Source organism: Allobosea sp. (assembly GCF_035944895.1).
Taxonomy (GTDB): Bacteria; Pseudomonadota; Alphaproteobacteria; order Rhizobiales; family Beijerinckiaceae; genus Allobosea.
The window spans coordinates 494,098-511,061 of sequence record NZ_DASZAT010000010.1 but is presented as its reverse complement, the minus strand read 5'-3'; the positions used below and the strand labels follow the sequence as shown (position 1 = coordinate 511,061).

Here is a 16,964-nt window from a genome sequence, read left to right as displayed (position 1 = left end):
ATGTCGATCCAGCACGATCAGTCGCAGGCCGCGCGTTCCGGCGCGGCCATCGCGGGTGCCGTCTGTTCTTCGGCGCCGTGGAAGGCGAGCGTCGTCGCCGAGCTCGCCGAGGTCGTCCGCAACGAGGCTGTAAATGCCGAGTATCGGCATCTCGTGGTCAATTGCAGCGAAGCGGCTGCAGCGGCCCAGCCGGGGCAGTTCTTCCAGCTGCTCTGTCCGCAACCGGCGGGCGAGCAGCCCTTCCTGCGCCGGCCGATGAGCCTCTACGGAGCCGATCCCGAGAAGCGCCAGGTCGAGTTCCTCTACAAGGTGACGGGCGCCGGCACGCGCGGGCTCGACACGCTGCAACCGGGCGACCGGCTCGACATCATGGGCCCGCTCGGCGTCGGCTTCACGCTGGATCCAGACTGGCGCCACATCGTCGCCGTCGGGCGCGGGGCAGGGCTGGCGACGCTCGCCCCGCTCGCCAGAGCAGCGAAGGCCAATGGCACGCAGGTGACGGCGATCTTCAGCGCGAGGCGGCCGGAGCTTCTCGTCTCGGTCGAGCTGTTCCATCGCCATGGCGCCGACGTCATCGCCGTCACGGATGCCGAACAGACCAGCGGGCCCGCCAATGTCGAGCGCATCCTGCGCCGGCAGATCGCCGAGGGGCGCTGCGATGCCTTCTTCACCTGCGGTTCGAGCCGTTTGATGCGGGTGCAGCAGCGCCTGGCGCGCGAGTTCGGATTGCCCGGACAGGTCGCGATGGAGCAGCAGATGGCCTGCGGAATCGGCCTTTGCTACTGCTGCGTCCGCGACTTCAACGTCAATGGCGAGATCGTCAACCGGCGTGTCTGCTGGGACGGCCCGGTCTTCGACCTGATGGAGGCGCTGCCATGAACGCGACAGGCAAAGTCGACCTCTCCGTCAGGATCGGCGGGCTGACCCTGCGCAATCCGGTCATGCCGGCTTCGGGCACCTTCGCCGAGGGGCTGGAGAAGGTGATGGACTTCAACCGGCTCGGCGCCTTCGTCACCAAGACGATCACGCGCGAACTGCGTGCCGGCAATCCGCTGCCGCGGGTGGTCGAGCGGCCGGGCGGGCTGATCAACGCCATCGGCATTCCCTCGAAGGGCGTGCCCTATTTCATCGAGCACACCATGCCGCATTACGCGGCCTATGACACGCCGCTGGTCGTCTCGATCTCGGCGCCGACGGCGGAGGGCTTCGCCAGCCTCGCGGCGGAACTTTCGATCCCCGGCATCGCCGCGATCGAGGCCAATATCTCCTGTCCGAACATCGAGGAGGACGGCAAGGCCTTCGCGATGCGGCCTGAGTCCACCGAAAAGGTCACGCGTGAACTGCGCAAGGCGACAAAGCTGCCGCTCTGGGTCAAGCTGACGCCTAATACCGGCGACGTGCCTGAGGTCGCGCGCGCCGCCGAGGCGGCCGGGGCCGATGCGGTCGTGGTCGCCAACACCATCCTGTCGATGGCGATCGACCTGAAGAGCTTCAAGCCCTGCCTCGGCAACATCATGGGCGGTTTGTCGGGGCCGGCGATCAAGCCGATCGTGCTGCGCCAGGTCTTCCAATGCGCCAAGGCGGTGAAGATCCCGGTGATCGGTTGCGGCGGCATCTCCACCGCCGATGATGCGGTCGAGTACATGCTGGCCGGCGCCAGCGCCGTACAGGTCGGCACCGCGACCTTCCTGCAGCCGGCGGCGATGACGACGATCATCGACGGGCTCGAGGCTTTTTGCCTGCGCCGCGAGATCCCGCGCGTCGCCGAGCTGATCCGCGGCGTCGTGATCGAGGAGGCCGATGAGCCCGACCTCGCCTGGCTGGATCCGGTCTCGTGAGCGCGCAGGCTGCCGAGATGCGCAATGTCTTCAGCGGCGACGAGGGTGACCGCGCCCTCGCCGAGGCGCTGTTCGATGCCTTGCGCGAGGCGACGGGTGACGGTGTCGGCATTACCCGCGAGGCCTATAGCGAGCGCGAGTCGCTGGCGCTCGACATCGTCGAGGCGAAGGCGCGCGAATTCGGCTTCGCGACGGAGCGGGACGCTGGTGCCAATCTTGTCGTGACGCTTCCGGGCAGCGAGCCGGAGCTGCCTTTCCTCGCCTGCGGCTCGCATCTCGATTCCGTGCCGCAGGGCGGGAATTTCGACGGTGCCGCCGGCGTCATCGCCGGGCTCGCCGTCATCGCCCGTTTCAGGGAGGAAGGCTTCGTCCCGCGCCGGACGATCAAGGTCTACGCGCTGCGCGGCGAGGAAAGCTCCCGCTTCGGCCGGGCCTATATGGGCTCCAGCGCCCTGTTCGGGAGGCTCTCGGCCGCCGATCTTTCGGTACGGGACCATGCCAGCGGGTGGACGCTCGCGCAGTGCATGGCGTCGGTGGGCATCGACATGGCCCGCGTTGAGAAGGGCGAGCGACTGCTCGATCCGGCCAGCGTCGCGGCCTGGATCGAACTGCATATCGAGCAAGGGCCGGTGCTGGTCGCGCGCGACCTGCCGGTCGGCATCGTCACCGGCATCCGCGGCAATATCCGGCATCGCGAGGTCGAATGCCTCGGCGAGGCCGGCCATTCCGGCGCGGTGCCGCGTTGGCTCAGGCGCGACGCGGTCTTCGCAACCGCGGAACTGATCACCCATCTCGACCGGCACTGGCGTACCTTGCTGGAACGCGGCCGCGACGTAGTCGTGACAGCGGGCGTGCTCGGCACTGATCCGCAGGAGCATGCCATTGCGCGCATTCCCGGCACGGTGCGCTTCTCCTTCGAGGTGCGCAGCCAGAGCCGCGAGACGCTGGAGGCCTTCTACGACCTCTTCCTCTCGGAGTGCGGGCTGATCGGCGAGGAGAGGGGGGTCGAGTTCCGTGTCGACCGTCGGCTCGAATCCGCTCCTGCCGTGATGGATGCCGATTGGATTGCCAGGCTCAAGACGGCCGCCCGCGATCTCGGCCTGCCCGACGAGGACATTCCGAGCGGAGCCGGCCATGATGCGGCGGTCTTCGCCAATGCCGGCATCCCCAGCGCGATGATCTTCGTGCGCAACCAGAACGGATCGCATAATCCGCATGAGGCGATGGCGATCGAGGACTTCCTCGCCGGGATCGCGGTGATGCGGGACGCCATCAGGGAGGCGGTGCGATGAGCGCGAACGAGATCGGCCGCGAGGTCGCGGAGCTGCTGTTCAGGGCCGGCGCCATCCATGTCAGCCGCCAGCAGCCCTTTATCCTGGCCGCCGGCTGGGCGAGCCCTGTTTATGTCGATGTCCGCCTGCTGCTCGGCGACCCCGATCTGCGCCAGGCGGTCAGCGATCTTGCCGCCCGCTATGCGGCCGCGACTTTTCCGCCGGGCAGCTTCGACGCGATCGCAGGTGCCGAGACGGCCGGCATCCCCTTCGCGGCGTGGCTCGGCGACAGGCTGGCGCTGAAGCTGCGCTATGTCCGCAAGCGCCCGCTCGGCATTGGCCGCAACGCCCAGGTCGAGGGCGGGTCGGTCGAGGGCCTCAGCGTCCTGCTGATGGACGACCTGACCACCGATGGCGGCAGCAAGCTCAACTTCGTCCGCGGCCTGCGTGCGGCGGGAGCCGAAGTCGAGCATGTGCTGACGATCTTCTATCACGACGCCTTCCCCGGTGCCGATGCCCGGCTGCAGGAGGCGGGCCTGACGCTCCATGCTCTCGCGAACTGGGGCGACGTGCTGCTTGCTGAGGGCGGTGGCGGCCTCGCGCCGGAGGACCGCGCCGAGATCGAGCGCTTCCTGGCCGACCCGGTCGCCTGGTCGACCCGTCATGGCGGTCGCGCCCGGCTCGCGCCGCGAAGCTGATCCGCAATCCACTCCACCTCAACACGAACAAGGCCGCGCCCTCGCGGAGATGACATGAACGAGCTTCTGAACTGGCTGCTGCAGCAGAAGGGCAGCCTTCGCACCTATGTCGAATTCCAGGACCGGGCACTGGCCCTGCGCGTCGACGCGCCCGAGCAGGCTGCGCTGCTGCGCCTGCTCACCGATCTCGCCGGCCGTTTCGTCGAGGCCTATGACCGCCAGCCGCTCTCCGCCGGGATCGCGGCGCAAGCCCTGGACCGGCTCACCGACTTCCTCCGCAGGGCCGCCGGCGAAAGCGCTGCCGACCCGGCGAGCCAGCTCGCATTGCTCAATGAGATCGGGGCGAGCGAGCTCGCCTGATCGCGGGCGCCCGACGCTTCGTTTCCGCCGCTTGTCAGTCCGCCTGGGCCTCGTCCGATCCGGCCCTGACCAGATAGGTCACCGCGCCGGCGCTCATCAAAGCGAGACAGAACCAGGTCAGCGCATAGACGAGATGGGTGTTGCGGAAGGCGACCTGGGTCATGCCGCCCTGCGGCAGCGGGCCGGGCTCAGCGCTCGCATCCGCATCGACGAAATAGGGGGCGGCCGGGCCGAGCTGCCGCGCCGCCGCGATCGCTGCCACGTCACGCGAATACCAGCGGCCGGCTGAAGGATCATTGGTGCGCAGGAAGCCGCCGCCCGGCTCGGTCAGCCTGAGCAGCCCGGCCAGTCTCGTTTCGCCTGCGGCAACCTTGCGGCGCTCGTCGGGAGCACGCTTGTCGTCCGGCACGAAACCGCGATTGACGAGGACGGTGAAGCCGGCATCGGCACGGAACGGCGCCAGCACCCAGAAGCCGGGGCCGCGCTCGGTCACCGCCATGGTCAGCGTCTCCGGAGCGTCGAGATAGCGGCCCTGCAGGGTGACGCGGCGGTATTCGTCTGCCTGGGCCGTGATCGCCGGCCAATCCGCTGGGCCGGGTGCGGCGACCGGCGCTGCCCGCAGGCGGTCCTCGACGCGGGCGATCAGGTCGAGCTTCCAGCCGCGCCGCTGGACCTGCCAGAGGCTGAGCCCGGCGAAGACCAGCGTTGCCAGGCAGAGCCCGGCGATGAAGATCGCCCGGGCGCTGCCGCGCCGTCGCTTCGCGCCGGCCGACATGGCCTTAGCCTCACATCCGGTGCATGTCGGGCATCATGTTGGCGTTGAGGTGGAACATCACCCAGAGCGAACCGGCGAGGGCGATCGCGACGACAATGATCGTGAAGATCAGCGCCAGCATGGTCCAGCCGCCCTCCGAGCGGCCGTTCATGTGCAGGAAATAGATCATGTGCACGACGATCTGCGCGGCGGCGAAGAGCATGATCACGATCGCCGTCAGCGTCGAATTGCCGAGCACGTCGTTCATGACGAGCCAGAACGGGATCGCTGTCAGGACGACGGAGAGCAGGAAGCCGGTGACGTAGCCGCGCATGCTGCCATGCGCCGCGCCATGGGCATCGTGCTCGTCATGATGGGCGTCGTGATGGCCGCCCTGTGCCTTCGCCTGGTTCTGGCTCATTTCAGCACGCCCATCAGGTAGACGAAGGTGAAGACGCCGATCCAGACGACGTCGAGGAAGTGCCAGAACATGGAAAGGCACATCAGCCGGCGCCGATTGGCCTCGATCAGCCCGTGCTTCGAGACTTGCGTCATCAGCACCGCCAGCCAGATCAGGCCGAAGGTGACGTGCAGCCCGTGCGTGCCGACCAGGGTGAAGAAGGACGACAGGAAGGCGCTGCGCATCGGCGTCGCACCCTCATGGATCAGGTGGGCGAACTCGTAGAGCTCGATGCCGAGGAAGGCGAGGCCGAACAGCGCTGTGACGACGAGCCAGCCCTGCACCGCCGCCTGCCGGCCCTTGTCCATCGCCAGCATGGCAAAGCCATAGGTGATCGAGGAAAACAGCAGCATCGCGGTGTTGACCGCGACCAGCTTCAGGTCGAACAGATCGGCACCGGACGGCCCGGCGGCATAGTTGCGCCCGAGCACGCCATAGGTCGCGAAGAGGACTGCGAAGACCAGGCAGTCGCTCATCAGATAGAGCCAGAAACCCAGCATGGTCGAGCCGCCGGGATGCGCGTGCTCTTCCTCGGTGACGTAGAAGGCCGGGACGGTGCCTGCAGCCTGCGCTGTTGCTTTCGCCATCATCGCCCCTCAGGCCCGGCCCAGAAGCTGGGTGCGCGCATCTTCCGCCTGCACGACCTCGTCGGCGGGGATATGGAAGTCGCGGTCGTAGTTGAAGGTATGGATGATCACGGTGGCGAGCACGGCGACGAAGGAGAGCGCCGCCAGCCACCAGATGTACCAGATCAGGGCGAAGCCGCAGAGCGTTGCCAGCCCCGCAATGATCACGCCCGCGCCGGTGTTCCTGGGCATATGGATCGGCCGGAAGCCGGCGAGCGGGCGGGTAAAGCCGCGCTTTTTCATGTCGGCCCAGGCGTCGAGGTCGTGAACGATCGGCGTGAAGGCGAAGTTATAGGCCGGCGGCGGCGAGGAGGTCGACCATTCCAGCGTGCGCCCGTCCCAGGGATCGCCGGTGGTATCGCGCAACTGCTCGCGGCGCAGGATGCTGACGCCGATCTGGATCAGGAAGCAGAGGATGCCGAGCGCGATCAGCACCGCGCCGACCGCCGCGATCACGAAAAAGATCTGCAGGGAAGGGTCCTCGAAGCGGCTGAGCCGACGCGTCACGCCCATCAGGCCGAGGATGTAGAGCGGCATGAAGGCGACGTAGAAGCCGATCACCCAGAACCAGAAGGAAAGGACGCCCCAGAACCGGTCGAGCTTGAAGCCGAAGGCCTTGGGGAACCAGTAGGCGATGCCGGCGAAGACGCCGAAGACCACGCCGCCGATGATGACGTTGTGGAAATGGGCGATCAGGAACAGGCTGTTGTGCAGCACGAAATCGGCCGGCGGCACCGCCAGCATCACGCCGGTCATGCCGCCGATGACGAAGGTGATCATGAAGGCGAGCAGCCACATCATCGGCAGCTCGAAGCGGATGCGGCCGCGATACATCGTGAACAGCCAGTTGAAGATCTTCGCCCCCGTCGGGATCGAGATGATCATCGTGGTGATGCCGAAGAACGAGTTCACGCTGGCGCCCGAGCCCATCGTGAAGAAGTGGTGCAGCCAGACCAGGTAGGACAGGATGGTGATGACCACCGTGGCGTAGACCATCGAGGCGTAGCCGAAGAGGCGCTTGCCGCAGAAGGCCGAGGCGACCTCGGAATAGACGCCGAAGATCGGCAGGATCAGGATGTAGACCTCCGGGTGGCCCCAGATCCAGATCAGGTTCACGTACATCATCGGGTTGCCGCCGAGATCGTTCGTGAAGAAGTTGGTGCCGACATAGCGGTCGAGCGTCAGCAGCGCGAGGGTCGCGGCCAGGATCGGGAAGGTCGCGACGATCAGCACGTTGGTGCACAGCGACGTCCAGGTGAAGACCGGCATCTTCATCATATCCATGCCGGGCGCGCGCATCTTGACGATGGTCGCGATCAGGTTGACGCCTGACAAGGTCGTGCCGATGCCTGCGATCTGCAGGCCCCAGAGATAGTAGTCCATGCCTACCCCGGGCGAGTAGGCGGCTCCCGACAGCGGCGGATAGGCGAGCCAGCCGACCTTGGCGAATTCGCCGATGAAGAGCGAGGCCATGATCAGCACGGCGCCGCCGACCGTCATCCAGAAGCTGAAATTGTTGAGGAAGGGGAAGGCGACGTCGCGCGCGCCGATCTGCAGCGGCACGACATAGTTCATCAGCCCGGTGACGAACGGCATCGCCACGAAGAAGATCATGATCACGCCATGGGCGGTGAAGATCTGGTCGTAGTGGTGCGGCGGCAGATAGCCTTCGTTGCCGGCGAAGGCGATCGCCTGCTGGCCGCGCATCATCAGCGCGTCGGCAAAGCCCCGCAGCAGCATGATGACGCCGAGGATCATGTACATGATCCCGATCTTCTTGTGGTCCACGCTGGTGAACCATTCGTGCCAGAGATAGCCCCAGAGCCTGTAGCGGGTGATCAGCGCGAGCACGACGATCCCGCCGAGCGCGACGGCCGCGAAGGTCCCGATCAGGATCGGCTCGTGATAGGGGATCGCCTCTAAGGTGAAGCGTCCGAAGATGAGCTTCCACCAGTCGGGATAGGAGGTCATGCTTCCCTCGGCTCGCCGGCGCAGGTCAGGTTAGTTGACGGCGCGGGCTGACAGGCCCGCGGCGCCGTAGACATCGGTCGGCGTGCAGATCGCCATCACGAAAGGACGTGGGGGCAGCGGCTGGCCGCCGCGGCGCACGCTCTTGTCGTATTCGAGGGCTGCGACGGTATGGATACCCTCCTTGCCGCCTCCGCCCTTGGCGTCCATCGCCATCATGTCGCGCGTGCACATCTTGGCGCGGTCGACGCACATGTTGAGGATCGCCGTGAAGAGATCGGACGGGACATCGCGGAAATAGCGGACCGCCTCGCGCTCGCTCGGCCGCTCCAGCACGAGATATTCCTCGCGCCCGAGCGTGCTGCCGCCCCGGATCGCGCTTTGCACCCACTCGCCGAAGGCCGCATCGTCGACGCCGCGGAAGCGGAAGCGCATGTCGGAGAAGCCGGCGCCGCTGTAATTGGCGGAGAAGCCCTCGAACTCGCCGGGATGGTTGATCACCGCGTTGAGCTTGGTCTGCATGCCCGGCATGGCGTAGATTTGGCCGGCGAGCGCGGGGATGAACAGCGAGTTCATCACCGCGGACGAGGTGATGCGGAACTCGATCGGCTGGTCGACCGGCGCGACAACCTCGTTGAGCGAGGCGATGCCTTGCGCCGGGTAGAGGAAGAGCCATTTCCAGTCGAGCGCCACGACCTCGATCACCAGCGGCTGCTTCCTGACCGCGCTGCTGCCTGCGCGCGCCTCGACGATCGGCTTGCCGGCGGCGATTCGGTTGAGCGGCCGGTAGGGATCGAGCAGATGCGTGCCCATCCAGGTCATCGCGCCGATGACGATGATGATCAGCAGCGGCACGGACCAGATCACCACCTCGAGCGGCAGTGAATGGTTCCAGTCCGGGTCATAGGCGGCCTTGGCGGAAGCTCGATAGCGCCAGGCGAAGAAGATCGTCAGCGCCATCACCGGGACGATGACGAGCAGCATCAGCGCGGTGGAGGCCAGCAGCAGGTTTCGTTGCTGCAGCGCAACATCGCCTGACGGCGCCAGCAGCACCCATTGGCAGCCGCCGAGCAGCGCGAAAAGCGGCAGAACCGCTATGATTCGAAAGATCCGCAAGAGAGTCGAGGCCTCCCCGTTCCGGGAACTGACGTTCTCTAGGTCCATTCTTTCGCGCCGCACATAAGACAATCTGTCCCATTGCGGCAGTTTGACGTGTTGCTTCTATCCACCGTATCCATTTGTCAGAGGTGCGGGCAAGTCCGGTCTCTCCGGGCGGCCGCCAGCTTAGGAATTCGCGGTCATGAGCGCTGACGCGACGATCCAGCCATCGGCCCTTCCGGCGGAAGATCACGGGCGGGACCATGTCACCCCGGCCGATATCGCGCTCGGCGTCATCATCGGGCGAACCTCGGAATATTTCGACTTCTTCGTCTTCGGCCTCGGCTGCGTGCTGGTCTTCCCCGAGCTCGTCTTCCCGTTCGTCGACCGACTCACCGGCACGCTCTACGCGTTCGGCATCTTCGCGCTCGCCTTCGTGACGCGCCCGCTCGGCTCGGTGCTGTTCTTCGCGATCGACCGCAATTACGGCCGGACGACCAAGCTCACCGCGGCGCTCTTCCTGCTCGGCGGCTCGACCGCCGCCATCGCCTTCCTGCCGGGCTACCAGACGATCGGCATCTGGTCCTGCATCATCCTCGCCGCCTTCCGCCTGCTGCAGGGCATTGCGCTGGGCGGCGCCTGGGACGGGCTGTCCTCGCTGCTGGCGCTGAATGCGCCCGCGAATCGGCGTGGCTGGTACGCCATGCTGCCGCAGCTCGGCGCGCCCTTCGGCTTCATCCTTGCCGCCGGGCTCTTCGCCTATTTCGAGGGCGCGCTCTCGAAGGAGGATTTCCTGAGCTGGGGCTGGCGCTATCCCTTCTTCGTGGCGCTGACGATCAATGTCGTCGCGCTGTTCGCCCGGCTGCGCATGGTCGCGACCCACGAGTTCGCTGAATTGATGACCACGCGCGAGCTGGTGCCGGTGCGGCTCTCCGAGCTCGTCCGCGCCCATGGCCGCACGCTCATCCTCGGCGCCTTCGTGCCGCTGGCGAGCTTCGCGCTCTTCCATCTCGTCACCATCTTTCCGGTCAGCTGGATCAACCTCTTCACCAGCCGCTCGGTCTCGGAGTTCCTGCTGGTGCAGGCGGCCGGCGGTGTCGTCGGCGCCGGGGCGATCGTCACCTCCGGCCTGATCGCCGACCAGATCGGGCGTCGCTACACGCTGTGGCTCTCCGGCGCGATGATCGGGCTGTTCAGCTTGTCCAGCATCGTCGCGCCGCTGCTCTTCGGCGACAGCCAGGCGGGGCAGACGATCTATGTGATCATCGGCTTCGGGCTGCTCGGCCTGTCCTACGGCCAGACGGCCGGCGCAGTCGCCTCGAGCTTCGGCCAGCAATACCGCTACACCGGCGCGGCCCTGACCTCCGACCTCGCCTGGCTGCTCGGCGCGGGCTTTGCGCCGTTGGTCGCGCTCACGCTGTCGAGCACTTTCGGCCTCGCCTGGGTCGGCGTCTATCTGCTCTCCGGTGCGCTCTGCACGCTGGCGGCGCTGGCGATCGATCGGCGGCTGGAAGCGCGCTACGAGTGAGCGACGTTCCCAAGCTGCGGTCATCCTCGCGTCGGCCTATCGGCCGACGCTGCTCAGGAAAAGCCGGATCTCGTCGGCGAGCCAGTCGCGCACCGCACGGACCTTCGGGTGGTCCTGGTTGCCCGGACGATAGACCAGATCATAGCCGCGCTCGGCCTTGAGAGTCAGCTCGGGGAAGGGCGCGACGAGGCGTCCGGCCGCAAGGTCCTCGGCCACGAGCATGCTGCGCCCGAGCGCCACGCCTTCGCCGCGTAGCGCCGCTTCGATGGCGAGGCTGCCATGGCTATAGGCCGGGCCGCGGCTGCGCAGCTTCGCCAGGCCGGCCAGCGCGAACCACTGCTCCCAGTTCGCCAGCATGCGATCCTCGTGCAGCAAGGTGCAGCTCGCCAGTTCCTCGGGTGATGCGCTGGTGCCGATCCTGTTTCGATAAGCCGGGCTGCAGACGGGCGTGACGGTCTCGTCGAGGATGCGTTCGGCGACCGCGTTCGGATACTGCCCGGCGCCATAGCGCACGGCGGCGTCGATGCGCCCGTCGGAAAGATCGACATTGATGTCGGTCACGTCGAGATGGACGTCATAGTCCGGGAGGCGGACCATCAGCCGGTGCAGGCGCGGCGCCAGCCATTTGCTGGCCAGCGACACGCTCGTGCTGAGCGTCAGGCGCGTCGCGACGTTCAGGCTGCGCAGGCGTTCGGCTTCCCGTGTCAGCTCGGCCAGGCTGCGGGCAACGACCGCTAGGAACGCGGCGCCTGCCTCGGTCAGCACGATCTGCCGAGTCAGGCGCTCGAACAGGGGAACGCCCAGATGCGCTTCCAGCGTCTTCACATGGCGGCTCACCGCCCCGTGGGTGAGGTTCAGCTCCTGCGCCGCCAATGTCATGCTCGACAGCCGTCCGGCCGCTTCGAAAGCGCGGAGTGTCTGTAGCGGCGGAAGGCGGGTGAACATCGACATCATGCGTGAGTGTTGCTCACTCATGACGTGACGACAAATGGTTTGTCGGGCGATAGCGGAAGGCCTACAGCCTGCGGTCACGCAACGCCTTCGCAGTGCGCTCCCAACGCATGAAGACCGCCTCATGAGCCAAACGGCGCTGGCCACCCGCTACAGCCCATCCGTCGGCAGCTTCGCGGCGATGCTGCTGCTCGCGCTGATGTGGGGCGTCTCGATCCCGATCACCAAGCTCGGCCTGCTCACGCTGCCGCCGCTGACGCTGACCGCGCTGCGCTTCGGGATCGCCCTGCCGTTGATGTTCCTGCTCGTCATCGGCAAGCAGCGCCTGCCGCGTCGAGCCTTCCCGCGCATCGCCGCCCTCGGCGTGCTCGGCATCGGCATCGGGCAGGTGGCGCAGACCTTCGGCGTCGTCGGCACCTCGGCCTCGGTCGCGACCATCATCTCCGCGACCATCCCGATCTTCGTCGTCGTCTTCGCGGCGATGCGGCTGCGGCAATCGGTTTCGGGTCTTCAGGCGCTGGGGCTGCTCGCCGCCTTTGCCGGGATCGCTTTAGTCGCCTCGGGTCGCGGCGACGCGGCCGTCGCGACCTCGCAGACCACGCTCACCGGTGCGGCACTCGTGCTGCTCTCGGCGCTGACCATCGCCTTCTACTATGTCTGGAGCGTCGAGCTGACCGAGCAATACGGCACCGCGACCGTCGCCGCCTGGAGCACCGTCTTCGGCTTCCTGGCGCTGCTGCCCTGGGCGGCCTGGGAGATGGCGCATGTGCCGTTCGAGGTGACGACCACGGGCCTCGCGACGGCGGTCTATCTGGGCATCGTGGTGACGGTCGCGGGCCTGTTCCTCTGGCTGCATCTGCTGCGCACGGTGCCGGCGCGCATCGCCGCCGGCATCCAGTATCTGCAGCCGGTCGTTGGTGTCGCCGCCGCGGCCGCCATGTTCGGCGACGAGCTCGGACTGTTCTTCGTCCTCGGCGTCCTGCTCGTGCTCGGCGGCCTCGCGCTCACCGTCACCGAGCGGCGTAAGGCGACCTAGCTGGGCCGCCTCAGCTCTCGAAATAGGCGGTGTTGCGCCCGCCGATCACGATGTCCCAGCGATAGAGCGCTTCGCCATTCGGACCTTGCCCTGCCAGGTTGCCGAAATGGCGCGGCTGGGCTTCGCCGAGCAGGATGAACATCGGGTCGCGGGCGAGATGCGGATCGCCCGCGAAATACATCTGGGCGATCAGCCGCGCCGAGCCGCCGCGGATCGAGACATGGACATGGGCCGGGCGCCAGCGGTCGATGTCCGGCCGTGCCAGATAGGAGCCGGGCATGATGGTGCGGAAGCGATAGCGGCCGGCCTCGTCGGTCATGGTCCGGCCGAAGCCGAGGAAGTTCGGATCGAGCCGTTCGCGCACCGGGTCCTTCACATGGGTGTAGCGGCCCCATTTGTTGGCGTTCCAGATCTCGACCAGGGTGTTGCGGACCGGGCGGCCGAACTCGTCGAGGACATGGCCGGAGATCTCGATGACCTCGCCCTGCGCCTGCGGCCGGCCGGGCGCGATCCGGGTCAGGTCGTTCTCGCCGAGCTTGAGTCCGGGCAGGTCGGCGACCCAGGGGACGAAGCTGCGCCGGGCCGCTTCGGGGATCAGGTGCAGCCGCTCGCTCGGCACGCGCCGCTCGGCGGCGCCGTCGGTCGGGCCCGGCAGCATCAGGCGACCGCGGTCGATGATCAGGGACATCGCTTGCCTCCGCTCAGCTCGAAAGATCGTCGAAGAAGGGCGTCTCGCCCGGGCCGCGCATCACGATCGCGATCTCGTAGACGGCGGGACCGTCCTCGGGCGCCGCGACCCGGTTGGCGACGAGGCGTTCGCGTAATTCCACAGGCAGGCTCGCGAGCAGCGGGTCCTGCGCGTTCGCCACCGGCTCGTCGTCAAAGAAGATCTGCGTGACCAGCCGGGTGATCCCGTCGGAGAACATCGTCACGGTGATGTGCGGCGCGCGCGCCGCCATGCCGCCCTCAGCGGGAAGCGCGCCGGGCTTGACCGTCCTGAAGGCGAAGGGCTCGGTCGTGGTGATCAGTCGGCCGAAGCCATCGAAGAATGGGTCGAGCAGGGGATGGCCGTCATTGTCCGGCGTGCGCAGGATGCCGGCGGCGTTGGCCTGCCAGAACTCGACCAGCGCGTCGTCGACGATGGCGCCGTCGCTGTCGAGCAGGCGCCCGCGCAGGATGATCTGCTGCCCCTGCGGGCCAACACTCAGCCCGTAATGCAGGCGCGTCAGGTCGCTGCGGTCCCCATCGATGAAGGAATAGGGATAGTAGGGGCCGACCGTGTCCTCGGCGAGCGGCGCGAGCCGGTTGGTGGTGACGGGCGCAGCGCTCATCGCGCGACCTCGATCGACGATTCCTGCGGCATGCCGTTCTCCTTGGTTTTGCTTTTTATTTATATACAAAACTTTGTTTTATTCAATCCAGCAGGCTTCTAACCAACCCATCGTCATTCCGGCCGTAGCGAAGCGGAGCGCCGGAATCCATCGTAGGGAACGGCGCTTTACGATGGATTCCGGAACTGCGCGGCTGCGCCGCTTGTCCGGAATGACGGTGGAGATTGGCCGAAGGAGCTCCAAGCATGTGTCAAGCCGCTGCCGCCGTCGTCGCGAAGCGGCCGGGATCGAAGAGCGGCAGCTCCGGCTCGCGGCCGAGGATGAGATCGCCCATCAGCGCGCCGATATAGGGGCCGATGGTGTAGCCGCCGCGAACGCAGCCGAGCAGGAAGGCGTTGTCGATGCCGGGCGCTGCGCCGGCGAGCGGGTAGAAATCCGGCACATTGGCCTCGAAGCCGGTCCAGGATCGCACCACGCGGAAGCGGTCGAGGCCGGGCACGGCGAACATGGCGAGCCGCAGGTTCGGCAGCAGCGTCGCCGGATCGACCGAACTGCGACCTTCGTCCGGCGAGCCCGTGCCCTGCCAGCCGCCGCCGATCAGGACGCTGCCATTCGGCTTCTGCTTCAAGGTGAGCAGGCCGGTGGCGTGGCCGATCACCGTGCCGACCAGGGCTGGCCCGCGCTCGGTGACCGAGACGGTGTTGACCCGAGCGCGGACCGGCAGATCGAGCCCGAGCAGCGCGCCAGCACCCTTCAGCCAGGCGCCGCAGGCGAGCAGCAAACGGGTCGCGCGGATGGTGCCTGCCGGCGTCGCGAGCTGGAAGGCGCCGCCGCTGCGGTCGATCGCCGTGACCGGGGTGCGCTCGCGAATGTCGACGCCGGCTGCATCGAGCAGCGTCCGATAATAGGCGCCGGACAGGCTGGCATTGGCATAGCCATCCTGCGCGCACCAGCTCGCGGCGACGACCTTGCGTGACAGATTGGGCTCGAGCTCGGCGACGCGCGCCGGCGTGATCAGTTGGATCGGCGCGCCGGCCTCGCGCTTCAGCGCCATGCGCTCGTGCAGGAGCTCGGCCTCGCGCTGGTTGAAGGCAAGGGTGATGCCGCCGGTCTTGTGGAAGCCGACGCGCTCGCCGGCCTGCTCCCAGAGCTCATGGCCTTTGATCGCATAGGGCATCAGCTTGACGCGCTTGATCTGCAGCGAGAGCGTGCCGGCATTGACGCCCGAGGCGCCGCTGCCGAGCGTCTGCTGCTCCAAAACGATCGTGCGCATTCCGCCTTCCGCCGCGCGGCAGGCTGCGGCGCCGCCCAGAATGCCGCCGCCGATGACGGCGAGATCGTAGAGCGCGCTCATAGCGGGGCCGGGGCGGGGATGGGCAGGTCGTCATAGTCGAAGGCGCCGGTGATCGCGGCGAGCGGCACCGGGCGCAAGGGCGGACGGGCGCTCGGCTGGCCGATCGCCTCGCGATCCCAGCCGGTTGCAACGGCGATCAGCATCGCCGCCGCCTCGCCGCAGACCCGGCCGCCGCAAGGGCCCATGCCGCAGCGTGTCGTCGCCTTGAGATCGGCCAGCGTTCGGGCGCCGGCTACGATCGCAGCGTCGAGGGCGGCGCGGCTGAGGCCTTCACAGCGGCAGACGGTCGTCCCGGCGGCGATCATCGCGGCGGCGGCGGGTGGCGGCACGGCGAGCGCCGACATCGCTCCGCCGAAGCGGCCCGATTTGTGCCATTCGGCTTCAATCTTCGTAGCCTCGCCTGCGAGATCGCCGCCACGCCCGAGCCGGCTGATAACGCCGAGCGCCGCAAGCTCGCCGGAGAGCGGGGCGGCATCGGCCCCGCGCACGCCGGCTCCGTCACCGGCAACAAAGAGACCGGGCACGGAGGTCTGCAGCGAGGCATCTACGGCCGGGATCCAGCCGCCCAGCTCCGGCTCATAGCGATGCTCGGCGCCGAGCAGCCGCGTGACCTCGGTCGAAGGCAACAGGCCGAAGCCGAGGCAGACGGCATCGGCGGGAACCCTCCGCTCGGCAGCGCCGACCGGCCGCCAGTCGCGATCGACCCGGCCGATCGTGACGGATTCGACGCCGTCGGTGCCGTGGATGGCACGGATCGCCGCGCCAGAATGGATCGGCACCCGCGCCTTCAGCAGCGCGAGCAGCCAGCCCGAGCCTTTCGCCATCAGGTCTGGCCGGGCCAGCATGGCGCCGGCCCTGGCGAGCCAGCCCGTGCGCGGCGCGGCATCGACCACGGCGGCGACCTCGCCACCAGCCGCGATGATCTTGCTGGCGACGAGCAGAAGCAAAGGCCCGGAGCCGGCGACGACGACGCGGCGGCCTGGCAGCACGCCATGGGCCTTGAGCAGGACGGTCGCGCCGGCCACTCCGATCACGCCGGGGAGGGTCCAGCCGGAAACGGGGATGTGCCGCTCGATAGCACCGGCGGCGACGATGAGGTTAGATGCTTCGAGCGTCAGCGGGCCGTCGGGGCCGATCGAGATGACGGAGAAACCGGGAGTCAGCGACCAGACGCGGTGGTTGGCGTAGAGGACGGTGCCGCTGGCGGCGAGCCGCGCCCGCACGTCGTCGCCTTTCGCCCGGTCGGCATCGGGCCGCGCTATGGTCAATGCGGGAGAGGGCGCGCGGTAGACCTGGCCGCCGGCCGCCGGCGCCTCGTCGATCACGGCGACGCGGAGGCCGAGTCTGCGAGCCTTGATCGCTGCCGCTGCGCCGGCCGGGCCGGCACCGAGCACGATGAGGTCGTAGTCGCTCACCGCACGCTCTCCACGACCAGCCCTTCGCGCACCGGCGTGCGGCAGGCTTCCGTCAGCCGGCCGTCGATCGCGACGACGCATTCCTGGCAGACGCCCATGAAGCAGAAGGCGCCGCGCGGGCCACCATCGTCGCGGCTGATGCGCAAGGTGCGCCGCCCCTGCGCGTAAAGCGCCGCGGCGAGGGTCTCGCCCTCCCGCGCGGTCAGCGCCTCGCCGTCGAAGCGGAAGCTCACCGTCCGCGTCCGGGCGGAGCCGATGTGCAGGTCGCCCGCCATC

18 protein-coding genes are annotated in these 16,964 nt (G+C 67.8%); 7 read left to right on the top strand and 11 right to left on the bottom strand.

The features are described from left to right. Genes VGV58_RS18125 through VGV58_RS18105 form a run of 5 tightly spaced genes read left to right on the top strand, consistent with a single transcriptional unit; the run spans position 1 to position 4,167 of the window. Entirely contained in the window at positions 1-879 is an 879-nt protein-coding gene (locus VGV58_RS18125) for a dihydroorotate dehydrogenase electron transfer subunit (protein WP_326875423.1), read from the top strand. Next, a complete protein-coding gene (locus VGV58_RS18120) occupies positions 876-1,838 on the top strand; it encodes a dihydroorotate dehydrogenase (RefSeq protein ID WP_326875422.1) in 963 nt (320 codons plus the stop codon). Before VGV58_RS18125 ends, VGV58_RS18120 begins: the two co-directional genes overlap by 4 nt. Continuing rightward, on the top strand, positions 1,835-3,130 hold the full coding sequence (locus VGV58_RS18115) for a Zn-dependent hydrolase (protein ID WP_326875421.1): 1,296 nt from the start codon (positions 1,835-1,837) through the stop codon (positions 3,128-3,130). The genes VGV58_RS18120 and VGV58_RS18115 overlap by 4 nt, the downstream gene beginning before the upstream one ends. After that, a complete protein-coding gene (locus tag VGV58_RS18110; RefSeq protein ID WP_326875420.1) occupies positions 3,127-3,807 on the top strand; it encodes an orotate phosphoribosyltransferase in 681 nt (226 codons plus the stop codon). Before VGV58_RS18115 ends, VGV58_RS18110 begins: the two co-directional genes overlap by 4 nt. Before the next feature lie 54 nt (positions 3,808-3,861). Further along, on the top strand, positions 3,862-4,167 hold the full coding sequence (locus tag VGV58_RS18105) for a hypothetical protein (RefSeq protein ID WP_326875419.1): 306 nt from the start codon (positions 3,862-3,864) through the stop codon (positions 4,165-4,167). A 34-nt stretch (positions 4,168-4,201) separates the two neighbouring features. Here the strand turns inward: VGV58_RS18105 and VGV58_RS18100 are convergent, their stop codons facing one another. The 5 genes from VGV58_RS18100 to cyoA are packed head-to-tail and all read right to left on the bottom strand — an operon-like array spanning position 4,202 to position 9,091. Then, complete coding sequence (locus tag VGV58_RS18100) at positions 4,202-4,942, bottom strand: SURF1 family protein (protein WP_326875418.1); 741 nt, start codon at positions 4,940-4,942, stop codon at positions 4,202-4,204. Positions 4,943-4,952: 10 nt separating this feature from the next. Further along, positions 4,953-5,342 (bottom strand): cytochrome o ubiquinol oxidase subunit IV, encoded by a 390-nt coding sequence (cyoD, locus tag VGV58_RS18095; RefSeq protein ID WP_326875417.1) that lies wholly within the window; start codon positions 5,340-5,342, stop codon positions 4,953-4,955. Further along, entirely contained in the window at positions 5,339-5,971 is a 633-nt protein-coding gene (gene cyoC / locus VGV58_RS18090; RefSeq protein ID WP_414644014.1) for a cytochrome o ubiquinol oxidase subunit III, read from the bottom strand. The genes cyoD and cyoC overlap by 4 nt, the downstream gene beginning before the upstream one ends. A gap of 6 nt (positions 5,972-5,977) precedes the next feature. After that, on the bottom strand, positions 5,978-7,978 hold the full coding sequence (gene cyoB / locus VGV58_RS18085) for a cytochrome o ubiquinol oxidase subunit I (protein ID WP_326875415.1): 2,001 nt from the start codon (positions 7,976-7,978) through the stop codon (positions 5,978-5,980). Between the two features lie 30 nt (positions 7,979-8,008). Further along, a complete protein-coding gene (gene cyoA, locus VGV58_RS18080) occupies positions 8,009-9,091 on the bottom strand; it encodes a ubiquinol oxidase subunit II (protein WP_326875414.1) in 1,083 nt (360 codons plus the stop codon). 184 nt (positions 9,092-9,275) lie between these two features. Here cyoA and VGV58_RS18075 point away from each other — a divergent pair, with 184 nt between their 5' ends. Continuing rightward, entirely contained in the window at positions 9,276-10,601 is a 1,326-nt protein-coding gene (locus tag VGV58_RS18075) for an MFS transporter (protein WP_326875413.1), read from the top strand. A 36-nt stretch (positions 10,602-10,637) separates the two neighbouring features. Here VGV58_RS18075 and gcvA read toward each other — a convergent pair whose 3' ends face one another. Then, a complete protein-coding gene (gene gcvA, locus VGV58_RS18070) occupies positions 10,638-11,546 on the bottom strand; it encodes a transcriptional regulator GcvA (protein ID WP_326875412.1) in 909 nt (302 codons plus the stop codon). A gap of 130 nt (positions 11,547-11,676) precedes the next feature. Here gcvA and VGV58_RS18065 point away from each other — a divergent pair, with 130 nt between their 5' ends. Continuing rightward, positions 11,677-12,588: a DMT family transporter gene (locus VGV58_RS18065; RefSeq protein WP_326875411.1), complete on the top strand. Its 912-nt coding sequence runs from the start codon at positions 11,677-11,679 to the stop codon at positions 12,586-12,588. Positions 12,589-12,598: 10 nt separating this feature from the next. On the opposite strand, the gene VGV58_RS18060 is transcribed toward VGV58_RS18065, so the two are convergent. From VGV58_RS18060 to VGV58_RS18040, 5 genes are all read right to left on the bottom strand, one after another. Further along, a complete protein-coding gene (locus tag VGV58_RS18060) occupies positions 12,599-13,276 on the bottom strand; it encodes a dioxygenase family protein (protein WP_326875410.1) in 678 nt (225 codons plus the stop codon). A 13-nt stretch (positions 13,277-13,289) separates the two neighbouring features. Further along, on the bottom strand, positions 13,290-13,919 hold the full coding sequence (pcaG, locus tag VGV58_RS18055) for a protocatechuate 3,4-dioxygenase subunit alpha (protein ID WP_326875409.1): 630 nt from the start codon (positions 13,917-13,919) through the stop codon (positions 13,290-13,292). A gap of 250 nt (positions 13,920-14,169) precedes the next feature. Further along, on the bottom strand, positions 14,170-15,273 hold the full coding sequence (locus VGV58_RS18050; RefSeq protein WP_326875408.1) for an NAD(P)/FAD-dependent oxidoreductase: 1,104 nt from the start codon (positions 15,271-15,273) through the stop codon (positions 14,170-14,172). Then, complete coding sequence (locus VGV58_RS18045) at positions 15,270-16,688, bottom strand: FAD/NAD(P)-dependent oxidoreductase (protein WP_326875407.1); 1,419 nt, start codon at positions 16,686-16,688, stop codon at positions 15,270-15,272. Before VGV58_RS18045 ends, VGV58_RS18050 begins: the two co-directional genes overlap by 4 nt. Continuing rightward, complete coding sequence (locus VGV58_RS18040; protein WP_326875406.1) at positions 16,685-16,963, bottom strand: (2Fe-2S)-binding protein; 279 nt, start codon at positions 16,961-16,963, stop codon at positions 16,685-16,687. Before VGV58_RS18040 ends, VGV58_RS18045 begins: the two co-directional genes overlap by 4 nt. Position 16,964 lies beyond the last annotated feature (1 nt).

What these genes read in the sequence shown, in the direction of transcription:
- VGV58_RS18125 (WP_326875423.1), top strand. Translation starts at nt 1, where the DNA reads ATGTCGATCCAGCACGATCAGTCGCAGGCCGCGCGTTCCGGCGCGGCC.
- VGV58_RS18120 (WP_326875422.1), top strand. Translation starts at nt 876, where the DNA reads ATGAACGCGACAGGCAAAGTCGACCTCTCCGTCAGGATCGGCGGGCTG.
- VGV58_RS18110 (WP_326875420.1), top strand. Translation starts at nt 3,127, where the DNA reads ATGAGCGCGAACGAGATCGGCCGCGAGGTCGCGGAGCTGCTGTTCAGG.
- VGV58_RS18105 (WP_326875419.1), top strand. Translation starts at nt 3,862, where the DNA reads ATGAACGAGCTTCTGAACTGGCTGCTGCAGCAGAAGGGCAGCCTTCGC.
- VGV58_RS18100 (WP_326875418.1), bottom strand. Translation starts at nt 4,942, where the DNA reads ATGTCGGCCGGCGCGAAGCGACGGCGCGGCAGCGCCCGGGCGATCTTC.
- cyoD (WP_326875417.1), bottom strand. Translation starts at nt 5,342, where the DNA reads ATGAGCCAGAACCAGGCGAAGGCACAGGGCGGCCATCACGACGCCCAT.
- cyoC (WP_414644014.1), bottom strand. Translation starts at nt 5,971, where the DNA reads ATGATGGCGAAAGCAACAGCGCAGGCTGCAGGCACCGTCCCGGCCTTC.
- cyoB (WP_326875415.1), bottom strand. Translation starts at nt 7,978, where the DNA reads ATGACCTCCTATCCCGACTGGTGGAAGCTCATCTTCGGACGCTTCACC.
- VGV58_RS18075 (WP_326875413.1), top strand. Translation starts at nt 9,276, where the DNA reads ATGAGCGCTGACGCGACGATCCAGCCATCGGCCCTTCCGGCGGAAGAT.
- gcvA (WP_326875412.1), bottom strand. Translation starts at nt 11,546, where the DNA reads ATGTTCACCCGCCTTCCGCCGCTACAGACACTCCGCGCTTTCGAAGCG.
- VGV58_RS18065 (WP_326875411.1), top strand. Translation starts at nt 11,677, where the DNA reads ATGAGCCAAACGGCGCTGGCCACCCGCTACAGCCCATCCGTCGGCAGC.
- VGV58_RS18060 (WP_326875410.1), bottom strand. Translation starts at nt 13,276, where the DNA reads ATGTCCCTGATCATCGACCGCGGTCGCCTGATGCTGCCGGGCCCGACC.
- pcaG (WP_326875409.1), bottom strand. Translation starts at nt 13,919, where the DNA reads ATGAGCGCTGCGCCCGTCACCACCAACCGGCTCGCGCCGCTCGCCGAG.
- VGV58_RS18050 (WP_326875408.1), bottom strand. Translation starts at nt 15,273, where the DNA reads ATGAGCGCGCTCTACGATCTCGCCGTCATCGGCGGCGGCATTCTGGGC.
- VGV58_RS18040 (WP_326875406.1), bottom strand. Translation starts at nt 16,963, where the DNA reads ATGGCGGGCGACCTGCACATCGGCTCCGCCCGGACGCGGACGGTGAGC.